The 22343-nt window shown below is 64.4% G+C and carries 19 protein-coding genes and 1 pseudogene; 6 read left to right on the plus strand and 14 right to left on the minus strand.

The annotated features are described in order from the left end of the window. Positions 1–70: 70 nt before the first annotated feature. From L0F51_RS17135 to L0F51_RS17155, 5 genes and pseudogenes are all read right to left on the minus strand, one after another. A pseudogene (locus L0F51_RS17135) lies at positions 71–1018 on the minus strand (dipeptide ABC transporter ATP-binding protein); the annotation flags it as partial. Further along, a complete protein-coding gene (locus L0F51_RS17140; protein WP_128292476.1) occupies positions 1015–1989 on the minus strand; it encodes an ABC transporter ATP-binding protein in 975 nt (324 codons plus the stop codon). The pseudogene L0F51_RS17135 and the gene L0F51_RS17140, both read right to left, overlap by 4 nt. Before the next feature lie 72 nt (positions 1990–2061). Beyond that, positions 2062–2973, minus strand: a complete 912-nt coding sequence (locus L0F51_RS17145; RefSeq protein WP_234630408.1) for an ABC transporter permease subunit — start codon at positions 2971–2973, stop codon at positions 2062–2064. Positions 2974–2977: 4 nt separating this feature from the next. Then, positions 2978–3988, minus strand: coding sequence for an ABC transporter permease subunit (locus L0F51_RS17150; protein WP_128292478.1), 1011 nt, complete (start codon positions 3986–3988; stop codon positions 2978–2980). Positions 3989–4064: 76 nt separating this feature from the next. Continuing rightward, complete coding sequence (locus L0F51_RS17155; RefSeq protein WP_234630409.1) at positions 4065–5669, minus strand: ABC transporter substrate-binding protein; 1605 nt, start codon at positions 5667–5669, stop codon at positions 4065–4067. 173 nt (positions 5670–5842) lie between these two features. Here L0F51_RS17155 and L0F51_RS17160 point away from each other — a divergent pair, with 173 nt between their 5' ends. Then, positions 5843–6622 (plus strand): phosphatase PAP2 family protein, encoded by a 780-nt coding sequence (locus L0F51_RS17160; protein ID WP_234630410.1) that lies wholly within the window; start codon positions 5843–5845, stop codon positions 6620–6622. A 2-nt stretch (positions 6623–6624) separates the two neighbouring features. After that, complete coding sequence (locus tag L0F51_RS17165; RefSeq protein WP_234630411.1) at positions 6625–7146, plus strand: TlpA disulfide reductase family protein; 522 nt, start codon at positions 6625–6627, stop codon at positions 7144–7146. A gap of 23 nt (positions 7147–7169) precedes the next feature. On the opposite strand, the gene L0F51_RS17170 is transcribed toward L0F51_RS17165, so the two are convergent. The 9 genes from L0F51_RS17170 to L0F51_RS17210 all read right to left on the minus strand — a co-directional run bounded on the left by L0F51_RS17170 (position 7170) and on the right by L0F51_RS17210 (position 17084). Continuing rightward, the gene (locus tag L0F51_RS17170; RefSeq protein ID WP_234630412.1) at positions 7170–7712 is read right to left on the minus strand and encodes a copper chaperone PCu(A)C; all 543 of its coding nucleotides are present in this window, start codon (positions 7710–7712) and stop codon (positions 7170–7172) included. Between the two features lie 24 nt (positions 7713–7736). Next, positions 7737–9062, minus strand: coding sequence for an ABC transporter permease (locus L0F51_RS17175; RefSeq protein WP_234630413.1), 1326 nt, complete (start codon positions 9060–9062; stop codon positions 7737–7739). After that, positions 9055–9738, minus strand: coding sequence for an ABC transporter ATP-binding protein (locus L0F51_RS17180; protein ID WP_234630414.1), 684 nt, complete (start codon positions 9736–9738; stop codon positions 9055–9057). The genes L0F51_RS17175 and L0F51_RS17180 overlap by 8 nt, the downstream gene beginning before the upstream one ends. 5 nt (positions 9739–9743) lie before the next feature. Next, entirely contained in the window at positions 9744–10184 is a 441-nt protein-coding gene (locus L0F51_RS17185) for a hypothetical protein (RefSeq protein WP_234630415.1), read from the minus strand. 167 nt (positions 10185–10351) lie between these two features. Next, positions 10352–11851: an alkaline phosphatase gene (locus L0F51_RS17190; protein WP_234630416.1), complete on the minus strand. Its 1500-nt coding sequence runs from the start codon at positions 11849–11851 to the stop codon at positions 10352–10354. Between the two features lie 167 nt (positions 11852–12018). Then, complete coding sequence (locus L0F51_RS17195) at positions 12019–12939, minus strand: glyoxylate/hydroxypyruvate reductase A (protein WP_234630417.1); 921 nt, start codon at positions 12937–12939, stop codon at positions 12019–12021. 32 nt (positions 12940–12971) lie between these two features. Continuing rightward, positions 12972–15320, minus strand: coding sequence for a molybdopterin-dependent oxidoreductase (locus L0F51_RS17200; RefSeq protein WP_234630418.1), 2349 nt, complete (start codon positions 15318–15320; stop codon positions 12972–12974). Positions 15321–15386: 66 nt separating this feature from the next. After that, positions 15387–16361, minus strand: a complete 975-nt coding sequence (locus L0F51_RS17205) for a quinone oxidoreductase (protein ID WP_234630419.1) — start codon at positions 16359–16361, stop codon at positions 15387–15389. 36 nt (positions 16362–16397) lie between these two features. Beyond that, entirely contained in the window at positions 16398–17084 is a 687-nt protein-coding gene (locus tag L0F51_RS17210) for a GntR family transcriptional regulator (RefSeq protein ID WP_234630420.1), read from the minus strand. Between the two features lie 299 nt (positions 17085–17383). Here L0F51_RS17210 and metC point away from each other — a divergent pair, with 299 nt between their 5' ends. From metC to L0F51_RS17230, 4 genes are read left to right on the plus strand one after another with little or no spacing between them, the layout of a single operon-like run. Further along, entirely contained in the window at positions 17384–18589 is a 1206-nt protein-coding gene (gene metC, locus L0F51_RS17215; RefSeq protein WP_234630421.1) for a cystathionine beta-lyase, read from the plus strand. 57 nt (positions 18590–18646) lie between these two features. Continuing rightward, positions 18647–19648 carry a TAXI family TRAP transporter solute-binding subunit gene (locus L0F51_RS17220; RefSeq protein WP_234630422.1) on the plus strand — a complete coding sequence of 334 codons (1002 nt, stop codon included), beginning with the start codon at positions 18647–18649 and terminating at the stop codon, positions 19646–19648. Positions 19649–19704: 56 nt separating this feature from the next. After that, positions 19705–21618 (plus strand): TRAP transporter fused permease subunit, encoded by a 1914-nt coding sequence (locus tag L0F51_RS17225; RefSeq protein ID WP_234630423.1) that lies wholly within the window; start codon positions 19705–19707, stop codon positions 21616–21618. Positions 21619–21627: 9 nt separating this feature from the next. Then, positions 21628–22341 (plus strand): aspartate/glutamate racemase family protein, encoded by a 714-nt coding sequence (locus L0F51_RS17230; RefSeq protein WP_234630424.1) that lies wholly within the window; start codon positions 21628–21630, stop codon positions 22339–22341. Positions 22342–22343 lie beyond the last annotated feature (2 nt).

A 22343-nucleotide genomic window follows, 5' to 3' on the forward strand; every position in this document is an offset into this window, starting at 1 on the left:
GGTCCGGCATCGGCGCTTTGCCGCCTCCCGGCGGGACGGCGGTGTAGTCGATCCAGCCGTCGTCGATGCCGTGGCAGGCGACCTTCGTCGGCCCGTGCAGCGTCAATTCCGGCCTGACCTCAGCGCATTTTTCCCGAGCGTAACGGCAACGCGGATGGAAGGGGCAACCGGAGGGCGGATTGAACGGGGAGGGGAGTTCGCCTTCGAGCTTGATGTTCTGGCGCGGGCGTCGCGGATCGGCGACAGGCGTCGCCGACAGAAGCGCCACCGTGTAAGGGTGCAGCGGTTGCTCGAACACCGTTTCCACGGGCGCAATCTCCACCGGCCGGCCGAGATACATCACCATCACCTCGTCGGCGACGAAACGCACGACGGAGAGGTCGTGGCTGATGAAGATGTAGGTGAGGCCGAGCTCTTCCTGGAGATCCGCGAGGATGTTGAGAACCTGCGCCTGGATGGAGACGTCGAGCGCCGAGACCGGCTCGTCGAGGACGAGGATTTTCGGGTCGAGCATGAGGGCGCGCGCAATCGCGATCCGCTGGCGCTGCCCGCCGGAGAACATGTGCGGGTATCGGCTGTAATGCTCCGGCCGCAGGCCGACGCGTTCCAGCATATCGAGCGCCTTTTCGCGGCGCGCCTTGCCGGGCATGTCGGTGTTGATGAGAAGCGGCTCTTCCAGAATGGAGCCGATCTTCTGCCGTGGATTGAGAGAGCCGTAGGGGTTCTGGAAGACGATCTGCACCGTCTTGCGCAGGGCGGCGAGATCGCTGTGCCCGGACTTGCCGACATCATGCCCGTCAATGACGAGTTCGCCGTCCGACGGCGGCTCGATCATGGTGAGAAGCCGTGCGAGCGTCGACTTCCCGCAGCCGGATTCGCCGACCACGGCGAGCGTCGTGCCGGCCGTGACCGAGAAGCTTGCCTCCGTCAGCGCCTGCACCTTGCCGGGTTCTGCAAACAGACCGCGCCGGACTTCGTAGACGCGCGACAGGTTCGCCGCTTCGATGATCGTCGTCATGCCGCCTGCTCCGCACGGTTGAGAGGATAGTGGCACAAGGCCTCGCCGAGGGCCGGCGGCTGCCGCGGCGGCACGACGGTGCGGCAGGTGTCGTCGGCATAGGGGCAGCGAGGATTGAAGAGGCAGCCGTTCGGCCGGTCGCCCTGGCCCGGGACGACACCGCGGATCGCCGGCAGCCGGTCGCCCGTCGCCCGGTCGGGAAGCGCGTCGAGGAGCGCCGAGGTATAGGGATGATGCGGCGCGTCGAAGAGGCCGATGACGTCCTGGCGCTCCACCTGCTGGCCGGCATATTGCACGACGACACGCTGAGCCGTCTCCGCCACCACGCCCATATCGTGCGTGATGAGGATGAGCGCCATGCCATGCTCCTTTTGCAGATCAACGAGGAGATCGAGGATCTGCGCCTGGATGGTCACGTCGAGAGCCGTTGTCGGTTCGTCGGCGATGAGAAGCCGCGGCTGGCAGGCGGTCGCCATGGCAATCATCACGCGCTGGCTCATGCCGCCGGACAGCTGGTGCGGGAAGGCCGAGAGGCGCCGTTCCGGCTCCGGGATGCCGACGGAGCGCAGGAGTTCCACCGACCGCTCACGCCTTTGAGAACGTGTGAGGTCGGTGTGAGCCGAAAGCGCTTCGTTGATCTGAAAGCCGACCGTGAAGCACGGATTGAGGCTCGACATCGGTTCCTGGAAGATCATGGCGATATCGCCGCCGACCACCCGACGCCGGGCGCGCCGCGACAGGTGCCGCAGATCCTGCCCGTCGAAGGCCATACGATCCGCAGTGACCGTCGCCGTCGGCGGCAGAAGGCCCATGACGGCGAGCATGGCGACGGATTTGCCCGAGCCCGATTCCCCGACGATCGCGAGACGCTCGCCCGCATCCACGCTGAAATCGACGCTGTCGACGGCAAGGAACGGACCGGAGGCGGTCTGGAACGTGACGGAGAGGTTTTCGATGTGAAGAAGGGGCATCGCGGTTCAAGCTTGGCGTTGGGACGTGGACCGCCCGGTTTTGTCAGTGGCGCAATCTCTCACGGCGGTTCATCAGCTCCGCTTCAGCTTCGGGTCGAGCGCGTCGCGCAGCCCGTCGCCGACGAGGTTGATCGCAAGCACGGTCACGAGGATCGCAAGGCCCGGGAAGGTCACCACCCACCAGGCGCGCAGGATGAACTCGCGTGCTTCGGCGAGCATGGTACCCCATTCCGGCGTCGGCGGCTGTGCGCCCATGCCGAGGAAGCCGAGTGCTGCAGCATCGAGAATGGCATTGGAGAAAGACAGGGCCGCCTGCACGATGAGGGGAGACAGCGAATTGGGCAGGATGGTCACGACCATCAGCCGGAGCGGGCTTGCGCCCACGACACGCGCAGCCGTGACGTAATCGCGCTGCTTTTCCGCCATCACCGCCGCACGGGTAAGGCGGACGTAATGCGGCTGCTGCACGATCGCGATGGCGATCATCGCATTCGTCAGGCTGGGACCGAGGATCGCCACCAGCGCCAGGGCGAGAAGCAGGCTCGGAAAAGCGAGGATAATGTCCATCACCCGCATGACGAGGGTATCGAACCAGCCGCCGAGATAGCCGGCGAGAAGGCCGACGACGATGCCGACCGCAAGCGCACCAGCGACCACGACGCAGCCGACGAACAAGGAAAAGCGGCTGCCGTAGATAAGACGCGAAAGAATGTCGCGCCCGACGGGGTCTGTCCCGAGGATGAAGTCCCACGAGCCGCCATCTTCCCAGACGGGCGGCACGAGCAGCGAATCGCGAAACTGCGCGCTCGCCGAATGGGGGGCGATCACGTCGGCGAAAATCGCCACGAGGCAGATCAGGACGAAGACGACGAGGCCGATGACGGCGCCGCGGTTCTCGCTGAAATAGGCCCAGAACTCTCGCAGCATCGCCATACGGGGCGATTCCGCTGCGATCTCCTGAGCTTCGGCTTCCATACGGCTCATAGCGTCACCTCGTATGCCGGATGCGGGGATTGATGAGCCCGTAGAGCAGATCCACGATGAGGTTCACGAACATGATGATCACCGCGATCATCAAAAGACCGCCCTGCACGGCCGGATAGTCGCGTCGGAAGATGGAATCGACCATCCACTTGCCGACGCCCGGCCACGAGAAGATGGTTTCGGTCAAAATGGCGCCCGCCATCATCACCCCGACCTGGAGGCCGATCGTCGTCACCACCGGGATCAAGGCATTGCGCAGCGCATGCAGGCCCACGACCCGGGCCTGCGACAGGCCTTTGGCGCGCGCGGTGCGCACATAATCCTCGCCGAGCACTTCGAGCATCGCCGAACGCGTCTGGCGCGCAATCACCGCAAGCGGGATCGTGGCAAGCACGACCGCTGGCAGGATGAGATGCGATACCGCCGAAACGAAGGCGCCCTTCTGCCCCGACAGCAGGCTGTCGATCAGCATGAAGCCGGTATGGGCGGGAAAATAGTAGAGCAGCGAGATGCGCCCGGAGACCGGGGTCCAATGCAGCACGCCGGAGAAGAAGATGATGAGCAGGAGGCCCCACCAGAAGATCGGCATGGAATAGCCGACGAGCGCGGCGCCCATCACCGACTGATCGACCCATGTGCCGCGCTTCATCGCAGCGATCACGCCGATCGGAATGCCGACGACGGTGGCGATGATGATGGCGCAGACGGAGAGTTCCAGAGTGGCCGGAAAAAGTGTGGAAAATTCAGCCAGGACAGGCCGATGAGTGACAAGCGATCGGCCGAGATCGCCTTGCAGCACCGACCATAGAAAGTCGAAATACTGCACCCAGATCGGCCGGTCGAAGCCAAGTTGATGCATGAGCTCTGCATGCCGTTCGGGGCTGACGCCATGCTCGCCGGCCAAAAGCAGGACCGGATCGCCGGGCAAAAGGCGGACAAAACCGAAAGCGGCAATCGTGATGCCGATGAAAGTCGGCACCAGCAGGCCGATGCGCACGAAGAGGAAGCGCAGCATATCTCAGAGAGTTGGCTCGATGATTTGAAGCCCCGCCGATAGACGGCGGGGCTCCTTGATAAAGCGGTTGGACTGATTACTCCGCGATGTCAACGCCGTCAAAGCGATGCGAGCCGAGCGGGTCCATCTTGTAGTTCTGAACGGAGTTGCGCATCGGCATGTAAACGACCGAATGCGCGAGCGTCGCCCAGGGCGCGTCTTCCTTGAAGACTTCCTGCGCCTTTTTGTAGAGCTCGGCGCGTTCCTCCTGGCTCGAAAGCGTCTTCGCCTTCTGGATCAGGCTCTCGAAATCGTCGTCGCAATATTCCGCGACGTTGTTCGAGGTGCCGACGCCGTCGCAGCCGAGAAGCACCGCGAGGAAGTTGTCGGGGTCACCATTGTCGCCGGTCCAGCCGAGGATGATGGCGCCGTCGTGGTCCTTCTCCGCAGCGCGCTTCAGATACTCGCCCCATTCAAAGGAGACGATCTCTGCATCGACGCCGACTTCGGCATAATCCGACTGGATGAGCTCCGCGGCGCGGCGGGCATTCGGCATATAAGGCCGCTGCACGGGCATCGCCCAGATCTTCATCTTGAGGTCGGTCACGCCGGCGTCTTCGAGCATCTTCTTGGCGGCTTCGGGATCGTACGGATCGTCCTCGATGGCGTCGTTGTAGCCCCACATCGTCGGCGGGATCGGGTTCTTGGCCACCGAGCCGGAGCCCTGGAAGACGGCGTCGATGATCGCCTTCTTGTTGATCGCCATATTGAGCGCTTTGCGCACTTCCGGCTTGTCGAACGGCTCCTGCAGCGTGTTGTACGCGAGATAGGCGACGTTGAGGCCGTTCTGCTCCATGACGTTGATGTCGTCGTTCGACTTCATCGCCTCGATGTCTGCCGGTGCCGGATACGGCATGATCTGGCACTCGTTGGCGAGAAGCTTCTGGTAGCGAACCGCTGCGTCCGGGGTGATGGCGAAGACGAGGTCGTCGATCGCTTCTTTCCCGCCCCAGTATTCGGGATTGGCCTTGTAACGGATCACCGCGTCCTTCTGATAGGCGACGAACTGGAACGGCCCGGTGCCCAGCGGCTGCTGGTTGAGCATCGGCATGTTGTCGTCAGCCTGCAGCTGGTCGGCGTATTCCTTCGACATGATCGAAGCGAAATCCATCGCCATATTGGCGATGAAGGGCGCCTCCGGCCGAGTGAGCACGAACTTGACCGTGTGGTCGTCGACCTTTTCGATGTCCTTCAGGAGGTCCGGCATCGACATGGCGTCGAAATACTGCCACTGGCCGCCCGCGTAATTGTACCACGGGCTTTCCTTGTCGAGCATGCGGGTGAAGCTGAACACCACGTCGTCGGCATTGAATTCGCGCGTCGGCGTAAAGAAGTCCGTGGTCTGGAACTTGACGCCTTCGCGCAGATGGAAGGTGTATTCCATGCCGTCGTCGGACACTTCCCAGCTTTCGGCGAGAGCCGGGACGACTTCCGTCGTGCCGCTCTTGAACTCGACCAGGCGGTTGTAGACCGTCTTGGAGGAGGCGTCGAAATCGGTGCCTGCGGTGTAGAGGCCGGGATCGAATCCGGCGGGCGAGCCTTCAGAGCAGTAGACAAGCGTCTTGGCCGAAGCCGCGCCAGCTACCATGGCGGCCACGCTGACGCCCAATGCGAGCGCCCGGATGGTGGTTTTGAGGATCATATACGCTCCTTACGAGGGAACTTGAGCAGCGCGGGCCCCACGCCCTCGCCTGCTTGCGACAGGTAACGACGGAATCTAAGCGGAAATCAACAGCAACCTCACGCGGCGTTGGACGTTGAAAGGCCGCATATCGAGCCGCTGACCCGCGATCTTTTGGCCCTTATGAAAGACCCATGGCATTTCCCGAACAGCTGTTAAGCATGACCCGGCGCACCATTCACCACGTGCGCCATCACTGGGCCCGGCAGGAATTTCTGCTTCTCCTCCTGATCGGTCTCGGGGCCGGTTCGGTCTGGGGCTTCATCGCACTCGCCGACGAGGTGGTGGAAGGCGAGACCCACGCCTTCGACATGTTCGTCATGCTGGCGATGCGCAATCCCGCCGACCACGCCGACCCTCTGGGGCCGTTGTGGTTCGAGGAGACGATGCGCGACGTCACGAGCTTCGGCTCGACGTTCGGTCTCGTCTTCGTCTCGTTGACGGTGATCTTCTGGCTCGTTCTGACGAAGCGCCCGCATGCCGGCCTTCTCGTTTTCGCCTCGCTTGCCGGCGGTGCGATCGTCGTCAACGCGCTGAAATACGGCTTTTCCCGACCGCGACCCGATCTGGTGGCCCATTCGGCCGAGGTTTTCACGACGAGTTTTCCGAGCGCTCACGCCGCCATGTCGGCGACGGTCTATTTGACGCTCGGTGCGCTCGTCATGCGGTTCAGCAAGGGCAGGGCTCTCAAGCTCTACGCGCTTTTCGTCGCCGTTCTCCTGACGATCCTCGTGGGCCTGTCTCGGGTTTATCTCGGCGTGCACTGGCCGACCGATGTCCTCGCCGGCTGGGCGATCGGGGCAGCGTGGGCGACCTTTGTTTGGGTGGTGGCGCTTTGGCTGCAGCGGCGGGGCCGCATCGAGCCGAGCGGCGTCCAGAGCGAGGAGGCCGCCGCGCCGGCCGCCAAGGAGTGAGTGTGCCGGCGTGCTCTCGGCGGACGTTTCTGGCCTTGAGTGCCGCGCTTCTGGCCGGTCCCCCCCGGGCGGCCGAAGGAGCTCCCGACCTCGCGGGCCTTGCCGTCACGGACGGCGATGGGAACGTCCTCTCGTTCGGGGATATGTTGGGGAAGGGGCCGGCGGTCGTACATTTCTGGGCGACCTGGTGTGGTCCCTGTCGCGATGAACTGCCGGAAGTCGCGCGATTTGCGGCCTTCCTGGCCGAGCGGAACCGGAGAGACCGGTTCTTCGTCGTCTCCGTCGATGATCTTCCCTTCGAGCGGGTCCGAGATTTCTACGTCGATGAACTCGGTCTTCCGAACCTTCAGAGCTGGCAGCTCGTCCGCGGCAATGCAGGCATGGCCTTTCGTCTGCGCGGCTATCCGGCGACGGTCGTTCTCGGCGATGATCGCTCGCTCAAGCGGACGCTCCGCGGTCCTGCCGACTGGGACGATCCGGCATTTCGTGAAGAGCTCCTGCAAGATCTGGCCGCGGGTCGGTAATCCATGGCGCGCTTCTGCTGCGTTCAGTGTGTATGCCCGACATGGCTGTGGTGCATGGCGCCTTCCGCCTCGACCTGTACGAACATGTCGACATGACCCGCGTCGAAACGGAATTCCATCTGGAACTCGTCGCCCTGGTGAAGTTGTCGCGTGAGGCCGTCGAGACGAAGCGCCAGACCGTTGGGTGAAAGTTTGACCTCGCCGCCCGCCGTCACGGGCATCTTGGGAAGCGCGACATAGTCCGGCTCGCCGTCTTTGAGCTGGAAGCCGACCAGCTCGACCGTTTTGGCGATTTCGGTCTCTCCGCCTTCGAGGACGACCTTCTTCTCGGATTTGTTTTGGATGTCGACGAAGACGAGCGCCGTCTTGGCGTTCGTCGCACGCGTCCAGGCATGGAGGAGACGCACGCCATCAAGCTCGGCCTCATGGTGACTGTGGTCGTCATGGCTTTCTGTGTGCCCGCTTTCCACCGCATGCTCGTGCTTCTCTTGTGCGGTGGCGGGAGAAGCTGCGAGGCCGATGGCGGCAAAGGCCGCAGCAAGGGACACGAGACTTAGCTTGAGCATTTTCCGCACTCCCTCATGAGACACTCACCCTCGAAGGTCGCTCACCACCGGCCGCGAGAGGGTGATGAACGCGGGGACGAGCGCGAGCAGGACCGTCAGGCTGACGAAACCTGCGACGAGATGGAATTCCGGCCAGCCGAGGCTCGCGCGGATCAGAATATCGGTCTGAGCGGTCAGGATCCGCGAGATGATGGCGGTGGCAGCGATGCCGATGACGACGCCGAGGATGGCACCCGCACCGATCAGGAATGCCGCATAGGACCAAACCACGGCGAAGACGAAGCGCCGCGGCGCACCCAGGGCCCGCAACAAGGCGAGACGGCGCGCGAACAGCCGCATCAAGATGATGAGACCGGAGAGAACGCCGGCCGTGACGAGCACCTGCGTCACGATCGCCATCACCGAGAGGATCTGGCGGACATCGCCCAAGAGCGCATGCAGACTGGCGAGGACCGCGCCCGGAAAGAATGCCATCGTCTCCGCTGTCGTGAATTCGGAGCGCAGCGCATAATTCGCCCAGAGCTGATCGGCGCGCACCAGAATGGCGGGCGTGCCCGGAAAATAATCCGCATCAAAAGGCGGCCCGATCTGTTCGGCGCGTGCCGGGCGATGTCCGACGGGGAGATTGTGGACCTCCCAGACCGCTTCCACCGGGACCAGAATGGCTTTGTCCCATGGGCTGCCGGATGGGGGCATCCGCCCGACGACGGTATAGGAATGGCCCTCATGCGCATGCTCTTCGGCCGACGGGCCGACGCCATGTGCAGGGGTGAAATGATCACCGAGGCGAAGCGCGACGCGTGCGCCGACGACCGCCTCCTCGTGCGCCGTAAAGAGCCGGCCTTCGGCGAGCGCGCCGGAGGAGAGATGCGACACGAAATCCGGCGTCGTCCCGACGACCGGCGCACCCTCAAAACTGTCGCCGAAGGCGATCGGCGCGGCGAGGCTGACATTGGCGTGGTTGGCGATGCGATTGTAGACCTCGCCGGAAAGAAGCGGCACGTCGGAGGGCTGGAGATAGACGGCGGCAAGCATCATCGTCACTTCGCTGCCGGGGGCCGTGACGACGAGATCGAATTTGTCGGCCGCGCGTGCCGTTCCCTGCCGCAGGCCGCGTTCCTGGGCGATGAGGCCGACGCCGATCCCCACCGAAACCCCGATCAGAACGACGAAGAGAAGGCTCGTCCATCGAAAGCGCCAGAGCATTGCACGCACCAGAGCGAATGGCCGGTAGCCCGTGACGACGAGAAACCCCGTGAGGATCGCGGGCGACAGCAAGAGGAGGAAGAGGAGCCCGTCCTGAAGGTCGGGCGCGAGCCCGTTCCACCAATCGCTAGCGGTCTCAAGCATCGCGCCGGACCTCGCCGATGAGGCGCCCGTCGGCAACGTCGATCACGCGGTCGACGGCCTCGTGCACTTTGAGATCATGGCTTGCGACGATGAGGGTGCGTCCGCTCTCTCGCGTCAGTTGAATGAGGTCGTCGACGAGCGCGTCGGCCGCTGCCCGGTCGAGGCTCGCTGTCGGTTCGTCGGCGAGGATGATGGAGGGTTCGGTGGCGAGCGCACGTGCCACGGCGACACGCTGACGTTCGCCGCCGGAGAAGGTCGCAACCGTACGCGCATCGTCTCCCCTGAGGCCGAGCCTTTCGAGCGCTCTCCGCGCGCCTTCGCCGATCTTATGGCGCCGCTTGCGGACATAGGCGCCCGCAAGGCTCGCATTCGCCGCGGCGCTCAACTCCTCGAAGAGAAGGAAATCCTGAAAAATCATGCCGATATGGGCACGGCGGAAGGCGGCGCGTCCGTCCTCCTTCAAGGAAGAGATCTCCGTCTCGCCCCAGCGCACGGAGCCTTGTGCGATCGGCACCAATCCGGCGAGCGCGAAGAGAAGCGTAGACTTGCCCGCCCCGGACGGGCCGCGAATGGCGATCGCCGTACCTGCTGCAACCTCGAAGGCATCCGCCTCGAGAATGGCCCGACCGGCATCACCCTCGACCCTGAGATGGGAGACGGAGAGGGAGAGCGTCATCGTCGTCAATCGCGGGCGTAATGCGATTCGACCGTGCGCACGCGGCTGACGAAGCCCGTCTCGGGGTCCTCATAGGTGCCGAGCTGGAGCCTGCCTTCCACGGTGATCGGAACGTTGTAGGGCACCACGTCGATGATGCGTTTGGTATAGACGGCGAGGATATCGTCCGGCCATTCGGCTTCCGTTTCGCAGAACGGACAGACGGCCATCGGCCGCTTGGTGAGCACGAAGAAACGCGATTCCGCCTTGAGCGGCGGCGCCATATAGCCCCGCACTTCGATGCGCTCGTTCTCCATCGTCTGCGCGAGATCGGAGAAGGAGAGGTCCTTGTTGTAGAGGTCGCGCATGCGCAACGTCTCTGCGCGGGCGTGGGAAGGACCGAGGGCCAACGCTGCTGCCAGAGCGGCAAGCAGAGTGCGGCGGTCGATGAGGGGCTCGTTTGGCATGACGTCACCCTAGCCGGGCTTTGTGACAGCTGAGAAAAGCTGGAGCGCCTGCGACACCGTCTTCCGGTGGGATGCACCTTTTCCGCAGCTTTTTATGCAAAGAGGCTCCGGCATTTGCCGGAGCCCCCGAGATCGAGCTGCCGTCGTGCGGCGTCTGTGACAGCCGCCTATTCGGCGTTCGCCGCGTGGTTCATCACGTGGAAGATGTAGTTCTGCTCGATGACGCCATCGAAGAGATGCGCAAAGGGGCCGCGCGCCCACACTGCCACGTCCTCGCCGGAATGGCTTTCCGACGACATCGGGATCAGGGCCTGCTGCACATATTCGGAATCTTCCGCCTCTTCCTCGGTGAGGTCGGGGCGCGAACCGGAATAGCTCTTGTCTTCCTGCTCTTTCAGGACGGCGCCCGGGCCGTTCAGGAAGCCGATGACGGTGAAAGGCTTGCCGTCGTCGCCGAGAACCGGCTCGTCGGCATGTTTCACCTGGCCCTTGCCGATATCGTAGCAGAGCCCGAGGATCGGCGAGCCGCGCCCGCAATAGCCGTTGAAGGCGATCGAATGCTCATGGTCGGCCGTGACGATGATGAGCGTCTCTTCCGGATTGGTCATCTCGGCCGCAGCTGCGACCGCATTGGCGAATTCCACGCCGTCCGTCACGGTGCGGAAGGCGTTGCCGTCGTGATTGGCGTGATCGACGCGACCGGACTCGATTTCGAGATAATAGCCTTCGTCGTTCTTGGAGAGGTAGTCGATGGCCGTCTTGGTCATCTCGGTCAGGGACGGCTCGTCGGCCTCGGTGCGGTCGTGCTCGTACTTCATGTGGCTGTCTTCGAAGAGAGCGAGCACCGGCGTTTTGCCGTCGAGATCGAGCGCCTTCGCGGTCTCCGTATTCCAGGCGTACTGGACGCCCGCGTCCTTGGCTTCATCGACGAGATTGTGGCCGTCCTTGCGTTTGCCCTTCTTGCCTTCTTCGTCGGTCACGGTCTCAGGCAGGAAATAGCGACGGCCGCCGCCCATGGCGAGGTCGACGACGCCCGCCTTCATCTGGTCGACAAGCTGCGTGGCGATATCGGTGCAGCCCTCCGGTGCTTCGCCTTCCCAGTTGCGGTTGGCCGTCTTGGCATAGGCCGCGGCCGGCGTCGCATGGGTTAGGCGGGCCGTGGTGACGACACCGACCGATTTGCCCATCTCGCTCATCAGCTCGGAGAAGAGCGTCAGCTTGTTGCCTTCTTCAGACGCGCATTCGTCCCAGACGGCATTTTCGCTCAGATTGATGGTGTTGAAGACCTGCTTCACGCCAGTGTTCATCGAGCCGGCCGTCGGGGCGGAATCCGGCGTCTGGGCGTTGATGTTGTAGGTCTTCACGAGCGCCACGTTCGGAAAGTCCTGATAGGCCTCGTAGGGCAGCACGTGCTCGGAGCCGTATTCGCCGTTCTGCTGGCCGGCATAAAGCCGAATGGCATAATTGGTGCCCACGCCCATGCCATCGGCAATGAACAGGATGACGTTCTTGGCGCGATTGGTGTTCGGCTGATGCTCGAGCCGCTGATTGAGAGCGGCCTCCGCATCGGTGTACCAGCTGCTGTTGCTCTGGACGATGTCCTGGGCAAAGGCCGCGGTGGATCCGAGCGCGAGCGCTGCGGAAGTGAAAAGGATGTTTCGAAACACGACCGTCTCCATGCGGAATTCCTGCGGTCGCATTCCTTAACCAAGCCGGATGACAGCCAGACGATTGCTGGGTGACAGCCCGACGACGCTTGAATCGGCTGTGTTTCTGCAGGTCTGAGCGGCGTTCGCCATGCGCGCTTCCTCCGGGGACGCCGCTCCCGCAAGCCTCAGCCGCGGTCGACCAGACCGTGAGGCGGCAGCCCGTCGCGGACACGGCGGAGATTTTCTGCCACGACGCGGGCGCCGGTTTTGGGGTCGGCACAGGTCGCGACGTGCGGCGTCAGGATCAGGTTTGTCGTGTCCCAGATCGGATTGCCGGCATCCGGCGGTTCGTCCCGCACCACGTCGAGCGTCGCCCCGGCGAGATGGCCGCTCTCGAGGGCTGCAATGAGGTCGGCTTCGACGAGCTGCGCCCCACGGCCGACATTGATGAAACGGCTCCCTGCCGGCATGCGCGCGAAGAAGGTCGCATCGTAGAGATTCCGCGTCTCCGGCGTGAGCGGCAGGATCCCCACGAGGATCTCGTTGCGACCGAGGAACGCGTCGAAGCCGTCCTTGCCGTGGAAGCTCGTCACGCCCTGCAGCGATTTTTCGCTGCGCGACCAGCCGGCGACGTCGAAGCCGAACGCGGCGAGCGCCTCGGCGACGGCCCCGCCGAGGCCCCCGAGACCGAGGACACCCACTCGGCGCTCGGCGGCGGGCGTGCGCGGCACCTCTTCCCAGTATCGCGCGCGCTGCCACTTCGCAAAGACATCGAAGCTGCGGTGATAGTGGAGAACCGCGTGGAGGACGTATTCGATCATCCCGGCCTTCTGGCCGGGCTCGATGAGCCGCACCACCGGCAGACGGGCGGGAATGTCCGGATTGGCGGCAATCTGGTCGGCGCCGGCGCTCAAGAGATGGATGCAGCGAAGATTGGGGAAGAGCTCGAACGCGCGGGGCGGGATCTGGAAGACGAGGAGGGCGTCGATCTCGCTCGGATCGCCGACCTCGGGCCAGACCCTGAGCTCCGCCCCTGGGAGCTCGGCGGCGAGCGCCTCGCCCCAGGCGACCGGATCGGCGGTCTGACTGTGAAAGAGGATGCGCATGGGTCAGACCGTCGGAGAGGTGGGACGGCGTCTCATCCGTGTTTCTTCGTGGCACCCGATGAAGGATGCGCGGCGAAGGCGGGTGGGTCGAAGGCGGTGATCTCCGGGACCTCCCCTTCGAAGCGTTCGACCTCGACGAGACAGGACTGGGCGCTCGGCCCCTGGCCGAGGCGCGACGTCCCCTCATCGCGGGTGAGGACGTTGGGATTGCCATGCTTGTCGAGACTGTCGGGCGCACCCGGATCGAGCGGATCGTACCAGGCGCCGGTGGAAAGCTGGACGACACCCGGCCGCAGCGTATCGGACAGCCGGACGGCAGAGAGACAGGCGCCGCGGGCGTTGAAGACCCGCACGATGTCGCCGTCGGCAATGCCCCGTGCGGCGGCATCGTCCGGATGCATGCGGATCGGCTCGCGGCCGTGCAGCTTGTGGGCGCGCGAATGGCTGCCGGAATCGTACTGGCTGTGGAGCCGCGTCTTCGGCTGGTTTGAGAGGAGATGGAGCGGGAAGCGGGCTGCCGCGGGGCTCCCCAGCCATTCGCGCGGTTCCAGCCATGCGGCGTGTCCCGGGCAATCGTCGTAACCGAAGCCGGCGATCGTCTCGGAAAAGAGCTCGATGCGGCCGGAAGGGGTCGGCAGCGGGTTCGCTTCCGGTTCGTCGCGGAAGTCGTCGAGAAGGTTGCTATCCTTTGCCGGCGCAGGAAAGAGGCAGAGCCCGGCGCGCCAGAACGTCTCGAAATCCGGCAAATCGAGGCCGGCTTCGCTGCCTCGCTGGCGGGCGATCCCGTAGAGATGGCGCAGCCATCCTTCTTCGTCGCGACCGTCCGTGAACGCCTCTTCGACCCCGAGGCGGGCGGCAAGCCCGGCGAAAATGGCGAAGTCGTCGCGTGCCTCGCCCGCCGGTTCGGCGATGCGATGCGAGGCGGAAATGAACCGGTCGCGGCTTGCGGCTGCGATGTCGTTGCGTTCGAGCGCGGTCGTTGCCGGAAAGACGATATCGGCATGGCGAGCGAGCGGGTTCCACCAGGATTCGTGCACGATGATCGTCTCCGGCCGCTGCCAGGCGCGGCGCAGACGGTTCAGATCCTGATGGTGATGGAAGGGATTGCCGCCAGCCCAGTAGACGAGCCGAATGTCGGGATAGCGGCGGCGTTCACCATTGAAATCGTAGGCTTCTCCGGGGCCGAGAAGCATGTCGGCGATGCGGGCGACGGGGATGAAGTCGGCGACCGCGTTATTGCCCTGCGGCAGCGACGGCCAGGACATTTCCGGCACGTCGTTGCCGATGCCGTTGACGGAGGCATAGCCGAAGCCGAAGCCGCCGCCCGGCAGGCCGATCTGGCCGAGCATGGCGGCGAGCGTGATGGCCATGAAATAGGGCTGCTCGCCGTGATCGGCCCGCTGCAGCGACCACGCCATCATGATGAAGGTGCGCGTGGCGGCCATGCGCCGGGCGAGCCCGCGGATCGTCTCGGCCGGAATGTCGGTCTGCGACGCCGCCCAGTCGGCGTCCTTGGGCGTCCCGTCGTGTCGTCCGAAGAGATAGGCTTCGAACCGGTCGTAGCCGGTGGTGTAGCGATCGAGAAAGGCGCGGTTCGTCAGGCCTTCCACGGCGAGCGTGTGGGCGAGGCCGAGCATCAGCGCGACATCGCTGGTCGGCCGGATCGGCAGCCATTCCGGAGCCGGATCGCCGACCGTGTCGTCGCGGATTGGGCTGACAGAGACGATCTCCGCGCCGTTTCGTTGCGCCGTCGCGATCGCCTCGCTGACGATGTGGCGCGCGATGCCGCCGGAGGAGACCTGCGCATTCTTGCGCGGCGCACCGCCGAACATCACGATGAGACCGCTCTCTCTGGCGATCACGTCCCAGGTCGTGTGGCGGGAAACGAGGCCGCGCTTGTCGCCGAGGACATGCGGCACGATCGCATCGGCTGCCGCGTAGGAGTAGTTCTGGACGGAGCGAGTGTAGCCGCCGATCGTGTTGAGGAAGCGGTGGATCTGGCTCTGCGCATGGTGGAAGCGTCCGGCGCTCGCCCATCCGTAGGAGCCTCCGTAAATCGCCGAATTGCCATGCTCTTTGCGCACGCGGTCGAGTTCGGCGGCGGCGAGATCGAGGGCTTCCTCCCACGACACTTCGACGAAGGGCTCGGCCCCGCGCCCCGCGCCGCCTGCCACATGGCCCTTCTCCAGAAAGGACCGGCGCACGGCAGGGCGCAGGATGCGGCTCGGATTGTCGAGCGCATCGATCATCGAGTTGGCGATGGGGGAGGGATCGGGGTCCTCCGCCACCGGATCGAGCGCTGTGAGTCGGCCTCCCTCCCAGCGGGCGCGGTAGGTGCCCCAATGGGTGGCGACGGTCGGCTTCTCGGGCTCAGGCAGCATGCGGCGGGATCCTCATCGATGGGGCCTCAGTGGGGAGAAGGGCGGCCGCGACCGCCCTAATTTGGCTCAAGGATGAAGGACGATCTGGCCCGTGGTGCGGCGGGCGGCAAGGGCCCGATGCGCCTCTGCCGCCTCGGCGAGGGGGAACGTCTGGTTGATGTCGCTGCGCACGATGCCCTTGCGGATGGCGGCGAAGAGGTTTTCCGCCGTCTCCAGAAGGTCAGCGCGATCAGCGATGTAGGGAAACACCTGCGGGCGCGACAGCGCGATGCATTTGGGCGCGAGAACTGCAATGTTGACCGGTGGCACGGCGCCGGACGCGTTGCCGAAGCTGATCAAATGGCCGAACTTCGCCACGGCCTTCAGCGATGTCTCGAAGGTATCCTTGCCGACGCCGTCATAAATGAGGCGGCAGCCCTTGCCGTCGGTGATCTCGGCGACGCGTTCCGCGACGTCCTCTTTGGTGCTGACGACGACATGATCGGCGCCTGCGTCGGCCGCGAGCTGCGCCTTGGCCTCGGAGCCGACCGTGCCGATGACGGTGGCGCCGATGGCTTTCGCCCAGGCGGTGAGAAGGAGGCCGACGCCACCGGCCGCCGCATGGATGAGGATCGTATCGTCCGCCGTCGCCACTGCCGTCTTGTGGAGGAGGCGCTCCACCGTCATCCCCTTTAGCATGAGGGCAGCGGCCGTATCGTCGCTGATGTCGTCGGGAAGCGGGACGAGGCGGTCGGCCGGCATGACCCGGCGTTCGCTGTAGGAGCCGGGCGCGGTCGTGACATAGGCGACGCGGTCACCGACCTTCAGCCCTTCGACGCCGGGCCCGAGGCTTTCAACGACGCCGGCCGCCTCCATGCCGGGCGTGCCCGGCAGCGTCATCATCGGATAAGCGCCCTCGCGCACATAGATGTCGATAAAATTGACGCCGATGGCGGTATGGCGAAGCGCAACCTCGTTTTCGGCGGGCGCCGGATCCTCGCGCTCGCGCCATTCCAGCACCTCTGGTCCGCCCTTGTCGGTCTGGATGATCGCTTTCGACATGAAAATCCTCTTTTTGCTGTGATCTTCGGGATGGGCTCAGGCTTTGCCCGGCCGCGGCAGGTCCGTCAGGCCGCGGAGGGTCATGGGCGGGTTCCATGCACCGAGAAGGCGCCACGCGAAGCCCAGATGTTCGCGCTGCAGATAGGTGAGGCGGTCGGCGTCGCGGGCCTTCAAGGCGTTGAGAAGCTCGCTGTGCTCCCCGGCGGCGGCCGTCCATTCCTGCGTGCTCATCACGGCCAGATAGCGGATGCGGTAGAGACGGATGTTGAGATGGCTGTGCATCTCCATCAGCGTGGAATTGTGGGAGGCGGCGACGATGGCAAGGTGGAAGCCCTGATTGGCGGCGAAATACGCGGCCCTGTCCTCCTCGGCGAAGGCACGTGCCATCACCTTGTCGTAATGGGCGACGCGCAGGATGTCGGCCTCCGTTGCGGCACCACAGGCGATGCGTCCGCCGAGCGCTTCGAGTTCCGAATAGACCGTCAGCATTTCGGCGATTTCGGCATCCGTGGAATGGACGACGACCGCCCCCTTGTTCGGGGTGAGATCGACGAGCCGCTCCATCGCCAGAATCTTGAGGGCATCGCGCAGAGGGGTGCGTGAGACGTTGAGCTCTTCGGCGATGCGGCGCTCGCGGATGCGTTCGCCGGGCTTCAGGTGATCGTGGATTATCAGGTCACGAACATACTCTGCGACCTGCTGGGGCAGGGGTCTCGGCGCCACGCTATGGGCACCGGACTCACCAATCCTGCTCGAAGGGAATCGGAGGTCGGAACTGGTCTCGTCCATCTTGCTCTGGCGCTCCTCGTCCTTCTGTCATCCCCGGCGCCTGGAAGGCAGTTTCTCGTGGCGAGCCAAAGGCCGAACGGCTTTCTTTCGGCACGCCCCACAGCAGATTCTTGTTGCTTCAAACCGAGGGAGCGGAATGCTCTGATAGAAGAATGTTGGCATACAATATTGACGGATGGCATGCAATACGCCACGCTTGCCTCGTCTGTTCTACTTGAAGCGGAAAGGACACGATGCCCGATAGCGGTTCGTCAGGCTCTCAGCCCCGCCCGGAGACGCTTCTAAGCCGGCTCGGCCGGCCGCTCGCCCATCCCGGGCCGGTCAACATGCCGTTGCACCGCGCCTCGACCATCGTCTTCGATACGCTTGAAGATCTGGAAGCGGCCAAGAGCGCCCGCTTCGACAAAGGCACTTTGTTCTACGGTCGTTTCGGCACTCCGGACGTGTTTGCTTTCGAGGAGGCCATCGCGACCTTGTCGGAAGGCTATGGCACCGTCGCCGTCCCCTCCGGTCTCGCCGCCTGCGTGCTGCCGCTCGTCGCCTTTCTGAAGCCGGGCGACCATGTCCTGGTGACGGACAGCGTCTACGAGCCGGCGCGCACCTCTCTCTCCGCCTTCATCGCCCGCAGCGGTGTCGAAGTGAGCTATTTCGATCCGCGCGCCGGGGAGAACATCGCCGATGCGATGCGGCCGAACACGCGCCTCGTCTATCTGGAATCGCCCGGATCGCTGACCTTCGAAGTCCAGGATCTGCCCGCAATCGCGGCCGTGGCACGCGCCCATGGCGCCCTCACCATGTGCGACAACACCTGGGCCTCGCCGCTTTTCATGAAGCCGCTCGCTCTGGGCGTCGATCTGGTGGTGGAGGCGGCGACCAAATATGTGGTCGGCCATTCCGATGCCATGATCGGCACGGTGACGGCGGCATGCGAGGACCATCACCGGCTGCTGCGGCAGGCGGCGAACTGGCTCGGCTACCGCATCTCCCCTGACGACGTCTATCTCGCCGCGCGGGGCTTGCGCACGCTCGGCGTGCGGCTGGAACGGCATTACCGCACGGGGCTTGCTCTGGCCGAATGGCTGGAGAGCCAGCCGCAGGTGCGGCGCGTCCTGCATCCGGCACTTGCCTCCCATCCCGATCATGCCCTTTGGCGCCGAGACTTTTCCGGTGCTTCGGGCCTCTTCGCCATTGAGCTCGACGCCAGCAGGGCCGGTGCGACCGCCTTTGTGGAAGCGCTGCAGCTCTTTTCCCAGGGCTTCTCCTGGGGCGGTTTTGAAAGCCTCGTCCTCCTCACCGATCCGGGACATGCCCGCACGGCGACGCGCTGGGAGGCCGAGGGCAGTCTCGTGCGTCTCTACGCAGGCCTCGAGGACGCGGACGATCTGAAGGCGGATCTCAAATCCGGCCTCGACCGGCTCGATGCCTTCACCCGCGGGTAGCTGCCCGGAGCTCTCCGCTCCGAGCCGTCTGCCTGCCATAAGCAAAAGGGGAACGTGATGAAGACAGGAATTGCAGCGTTCGGGGCGAGGCTGGCTGCCGCCGTCGTTCTCGGCGCGGGACTGCTCCTCTCGGCGGCGCCGAGCCGGGCGGCTGAGAACCTCGAATGGGCCGCCGGCTCGCCGGGCGGCAGCTGGTTCACGATCGTGACCGGCCTTGCCAACATCGTCATGGAGGAAAATCCGGACATCAAGATCCGTGTCGTGCCGGGCGGTGGCCGAGACAATCCCACCAGGATCGAAAGCGGCATCAGCCAGATGGGCATGGGGATCGACTTTCTGGCCGCGGCGGCGATGAAGGGCGAGGATCCTTATGATCGCAAGCACGAGACGCTGCGCTCGCTTGGCGGGACCTGGGCGCCGGCGGAGTTCCACGTCATCGTGGCCTCAGACGACCCGCGCCCGCTTGCCGAGATCCTCGCCGATCCGAAGATTCGCATCGGCACCTCGCCGCGTGCGACATCGGAGGAGCTGACGCTGCAGCGGGCGCTCGCGTTCTACGACAATTCCTCCGAAAAAATCTCCGAGGCGGGTGGGACGCTCATCAACGGCACCTACACGCAGCTCATCTCCGCTTTTCAGGACGGACAGATCGATGTGCTGTGGGGTGCGGGCAGCGCGCCGACCGGCATTGCGCTGGAGACCGAGACCGGCCGCCGCGAGGCGCGGCTCGTGCCCTTCGGCGACGATCTGATGACTTACCTCTCCGACACCTATGGTTACGGCAAGGGCACGATCCGCGCCGGGTCGTACGAGAAGCTGCAGGCGGGCGAGGGCGATGTCCCCGTCACCACGATGGAAGCGCTCATCCTGATGTCCTCGGACGTATCGGAGGACACCGCCTACACGATCACCAAGACCTTGATCGAGAACCGTGACCGCTTCGGCAACATCTACAAGGTGCTGGGCCGATATGATCCGAGCGTGGCCTGGAAGAACCAGCCGGTGCCGCTGCATCCGGGCGCCGAGAAGGCGTACAAGGAACTCGGCTTCATGAAATGACCACCCGGGAGCGCCCGCTCCCCGGGCGCTTCCGCAGCGCAGCGGAGTGGTGAAGCATGCGTGACCTCAAAGGACCGATCGGCATCGCTGTCGCCGTCTGGCTGGCCGCGATGGCGGCCCTGCACTTCTATTTCACGGGCTTCGGCTTTCCTGAGCCGCTGAAGCTCGCGAGCCTGCACCTCATGTTTGCGGTGCCGCCGATCTTCCTGCTCTACCCGGCCTTCAAGACTTCGCCGCGCCACCGCCCGAGCATCGTCGACGGCATCTTCGCCATCGCCGCCTTTCTGCCGAGCCTTTATATCTATCTCGACCCCGGCCGGGTCTACGACCGCAGCGCCTTCATCGATCCGCCGACGCTTCTGGAGACGGTTCTCGGCACGATTCTCGTCGTCCTGATTCTGGAAGCGGTGCGGCGCGCGCTCTCCATTGCGCTCTCGATCCTGACCGGCCTCGTCATCCTCTATATGTTCATCTGCGATCTTCTGCCCGGCGTCTGGTACTACCGCGACTTGCCGTACAATCAGATCATCGACGTTCTTTATTTGATGAACGGCAGTGGCCTTTACGGCCAGCTCACCGGTATTTCTGCGACCATCGTCGCAGCCTTCCTCGTCTTCGGCGCCTTCTTGCAGACGAGCGGCATGGGCCGGCTCTTCATGCATCTCGGCACCTTCCTCGCCGGGCGCTACAAGGGTGGCCCGGCGAAAGTCGTCGTGGTGGAATCCGGCCTCTTCGGCATGACGAGCGGTTCCTCCGTCGCCAATGTCGTCGTCACGGGCTCCGTCACCATCCCGGAAATGAAGCGCATGGGATTCCCGCCGGCGATGGCCGGCGGCATCGAGGCGGCGGCAAGTGTCGGTGGCCTCATCATGCCGCCGATCATGGGTGCCGCGGCCTTCGTCATGGCTGAGATGATCTCGGTCCCCTATGTCGACATCATCTCCGCCGCCTTCATCGGCGCGGTCCTCTACTATCTCGGCATCTTCGTCGCCGTGCACTTCCAGTCGAAGCGGCTCGGCATCGCCTCGCTGCCGAAGCACGAGATCGCCACCTTCCGGGACGTCCTTGTCGACGTGCACTTCGTCATCCCGATCGTCGTGCTTCTGACGCTGATGACGATGCATTTCTCGCCGTATTTTTCGGCCTTCTGGGCAACGGTTGCCGTCGTCGTCAGCGCCTGGTTGCGCACGCATACGCGCATGGGGCCGGTGAAGATCTGGACGGCGCTCGTTAATGCCGGGCGGACGATCTGCGTCATCGCGGTCGCCGTCACCGCTGCCGGCATCATCACCGCAGCCCTCACCAATACCGGCCTCCTGCTCGCCTTCACCGGCATCATCAAGGGCCTTGCCGGGGATTCCCTGTTCCTGCTCGTCGTCCTGGTGGCGATCAGCTGCCTGTTCCTCGGCATGGGTGTGCCGACCACGCCTGCCTACATCATCACCGCGGCCATCGGAGCGCCGATCATCGCCGAGCACGGCGTGGCGCCGCTCCTCTCGATCCACCTCTTCGTATTGTATTTTGCCGTCCTGGCCGATGCGACGCCGCCGGTCGCGGCCGCCTCCTATGCGGCTGCGGCGATCGCGAGAGCCAATCCGATCATGACCGGATTCCACGCCTTCCGCATGGCCGTCGGCGGCTTCATCGTCGGCATTTCCTTCATTTACGAGCCGGCGATCACGCTTGATGGCTCGCTCTACGAGATCGTCACCGCCACGGCGGCGATCGCCAGCGGCATCGTGCTCATCAGTCTCGGCTATGTCGGCTACACCGACGGACGTCTGCCGTTCTGGCTGCGCGGGCTTCTTATTGTGGCCGGCATCGGCTGCGCGCTCTTGCATGAGGTGCCGGAGCTCTATCGCGCCCTCTTCGGCTTTGCCCTCGTCGCCACCGTCATTTTTGGAGGACGGCGCTATTTCGCCGCCATGGCCGAGCGAGAGCCAACCTCCGAACTCAGGAACGAAGCTTAGGGGAATTCAATGGACAGAAAGAAAACCTATTACGGTGTCTCCGTCGGCATCCTGATGGTGCATTCCTATTTCCGCCGCTACATGGGCGATATCGGCCATGCCGGTACCTGGAATTTCCCGGTGCAGTACAAGGTGGTGACCGGCGCAGTGCCGTCGATGATGACGGACCTGCACAATTCGAGCCTGCTCGAACCGTTCAAGAAGGCGGCGGACGAGCTCATCGAGGCCGGCGTCGATGGCATCACCACCACCTGCGGCTTCCTCTCGATCTACCAGCGCGAGCTCGCAGATTATTGCAGCGTGCCGGTGGCGACGAGCAGTCTCCTGCAGGTGCCGATGGTCGAGCGTATGCTGCCGACCGGCAAGAAGGTCGGTATCCTCACCTACAATGGCGAGGTGCTGAACGGCCCCTATCTCGAGGCAGTCGGCGTCGATCCGGCAACGCCCGTCGGCGGCATGCCGCAGACGTCCAACTTCGTGCGCTGGATCCGCGAAGGCGACAACTCCGTCACCTTCGAGACGTTGCGCGGCGAGGTCGTGGCGACGGCGGAGAAGTTCCACGCTGAAAACCCGGATGTCGGCGCCATCGTGCTCGAATGCACCAATCTCGCGCCGTTCACCGCCGACATCGCCGACCGTCTCGGCATCCCGGTCTATGACACGGTGTCGATGGTGAACCTCTTCCACGCCGGGCTGCGGCCGCGCCGTTACGTGCAAGACTGAGC

Source organism: Afifella sp. H1R (assembly GCF_021462425.1).
Taxonomy (GTDB): domain Bacteria; phylum Pseudomonadota; class Alphaproteobacteria; order Rhizobiales; family Afifellaceae; genus Afifella; species Afifella aestuarii.

Excerpts from the sequence above, each read along its gene's own strand:
- L0F51_RS17140 (WP_128292476.1), bottom strand. The coding sequence starts at position 1,989 with ATGCCCCTTCTTCACATCGAAAACCTCTCCGTCACGTTCCAGACCGCC.
- L0F51_RS17145 (WP_234630408.1), bottom strand. The coding sequence starts at position 2,973 with ATGAGCCGTATGGAAGCCGAAGCTCAGGAGATCGCAGCGGAATCGCCC.
- L0F51_RS17150 (WP_128292478.1), bottom strand. The coding sequence starts at position 3,988 with ATGCTGCGCTTCCTCTTCGTGCGCATCGGCCTGCTGGTGCCGACTTTC.
- L0F51_RS17155 (WP_234630409.1), bottom strand. The coding sequence starts at position 5,669 with ATGATCCTCAAAACCACCATCCGGGCGCTCGCATTGGGCGTCAGCGTG.
- L0F51_RS17160 (WP_234630410.1), top strand. The coding sequence starts at position 5,843 with ATGGCATTTCCCGAACAGCTGTTAAGCATGACCCGGCGCACCATTCAC.
- L0F51_RS17170 (WP_234630412.1), bottom strand. The coding sequence starts at position 7,712 with ATGCTCAAGCTAAGTCTCGTGTCCCTTGCTGCGGCCTTTGCCGCCATC.
- L0F51_RS17175 (WP_234630413.1), bottom strand. The coding sequence starts at position 9,062 with ATGCTTGAGACCGCTAGCGATTGGTGGAACGGGCTCGCGCCCGACCTT.
- L0F51_RS17180 (WP_234630414.1), bottom strand. The coding sequence starts at position 9,738 with ATGACGCTCTCCCTCTCCGTCTCCCATCTCAGGGTCGAGGGTGATGCC.
- L0F51_RS17185 (WP_234630415.1), bottom strand. The coding sequence starts at position 10,184 with ATGCCAAACGAGCCCCTCATCGACCGCCGCACTCTGCTTGCCGCTCTG.
- L0F51_RS17195 (WP_234630417.1), bottom strand. The coding sequence starts at position 12,939 with ATGCGCATCCTCTTTCACAGTCAGACCGCCGATCCGGTCGCCTGGGGC.
- L0F51_RS17200 (WP_234630418.1), bottom strand. The coding sequence starts at position 15,320 with ATGCTGCCTGAGCCCGAGAAGCCGACCGTCGCCACCCATTGGGGCACC.
- L0F51_RS17205 (WP_234630419.1), bottom strand. The coding sequence starts at position 16,361 with ATGTCGAAAGCGATCATCCAGACCGACAAGGGCGGACCAGAGGTGCTG.
- metC (WP_234630421.1), top strand. The coding sequence starts at position 17,384 with ATGCCCGATAGCGGTTCGTCAGGCTCTCAGCCCCGCCCGGAGACGCTT.
- L0F51_RS17220 (WP_234630422.1), top strand. The coding sequence starts at position 18,647 with ATGAAGACAGGAATTGCAGCGTTCGGGGCGAGGCTGGCTGCCGCCGTC.
- L0F51_RS17225 (WP_234630423.1), top strand. The coding sequence starts at position 19,705 with ATGCGTGACCTCAAAGGACCGATCGGCATCGCTGTCGCCGTCTGGCTG.
- L0F51_RS17230 (WP_234630424.1), top strand. The coding sequence starts at position 21,628 with ATGGACAGAAAGAAAACCTATTACGGTGTCTCCGTCGGCATCCTGATG.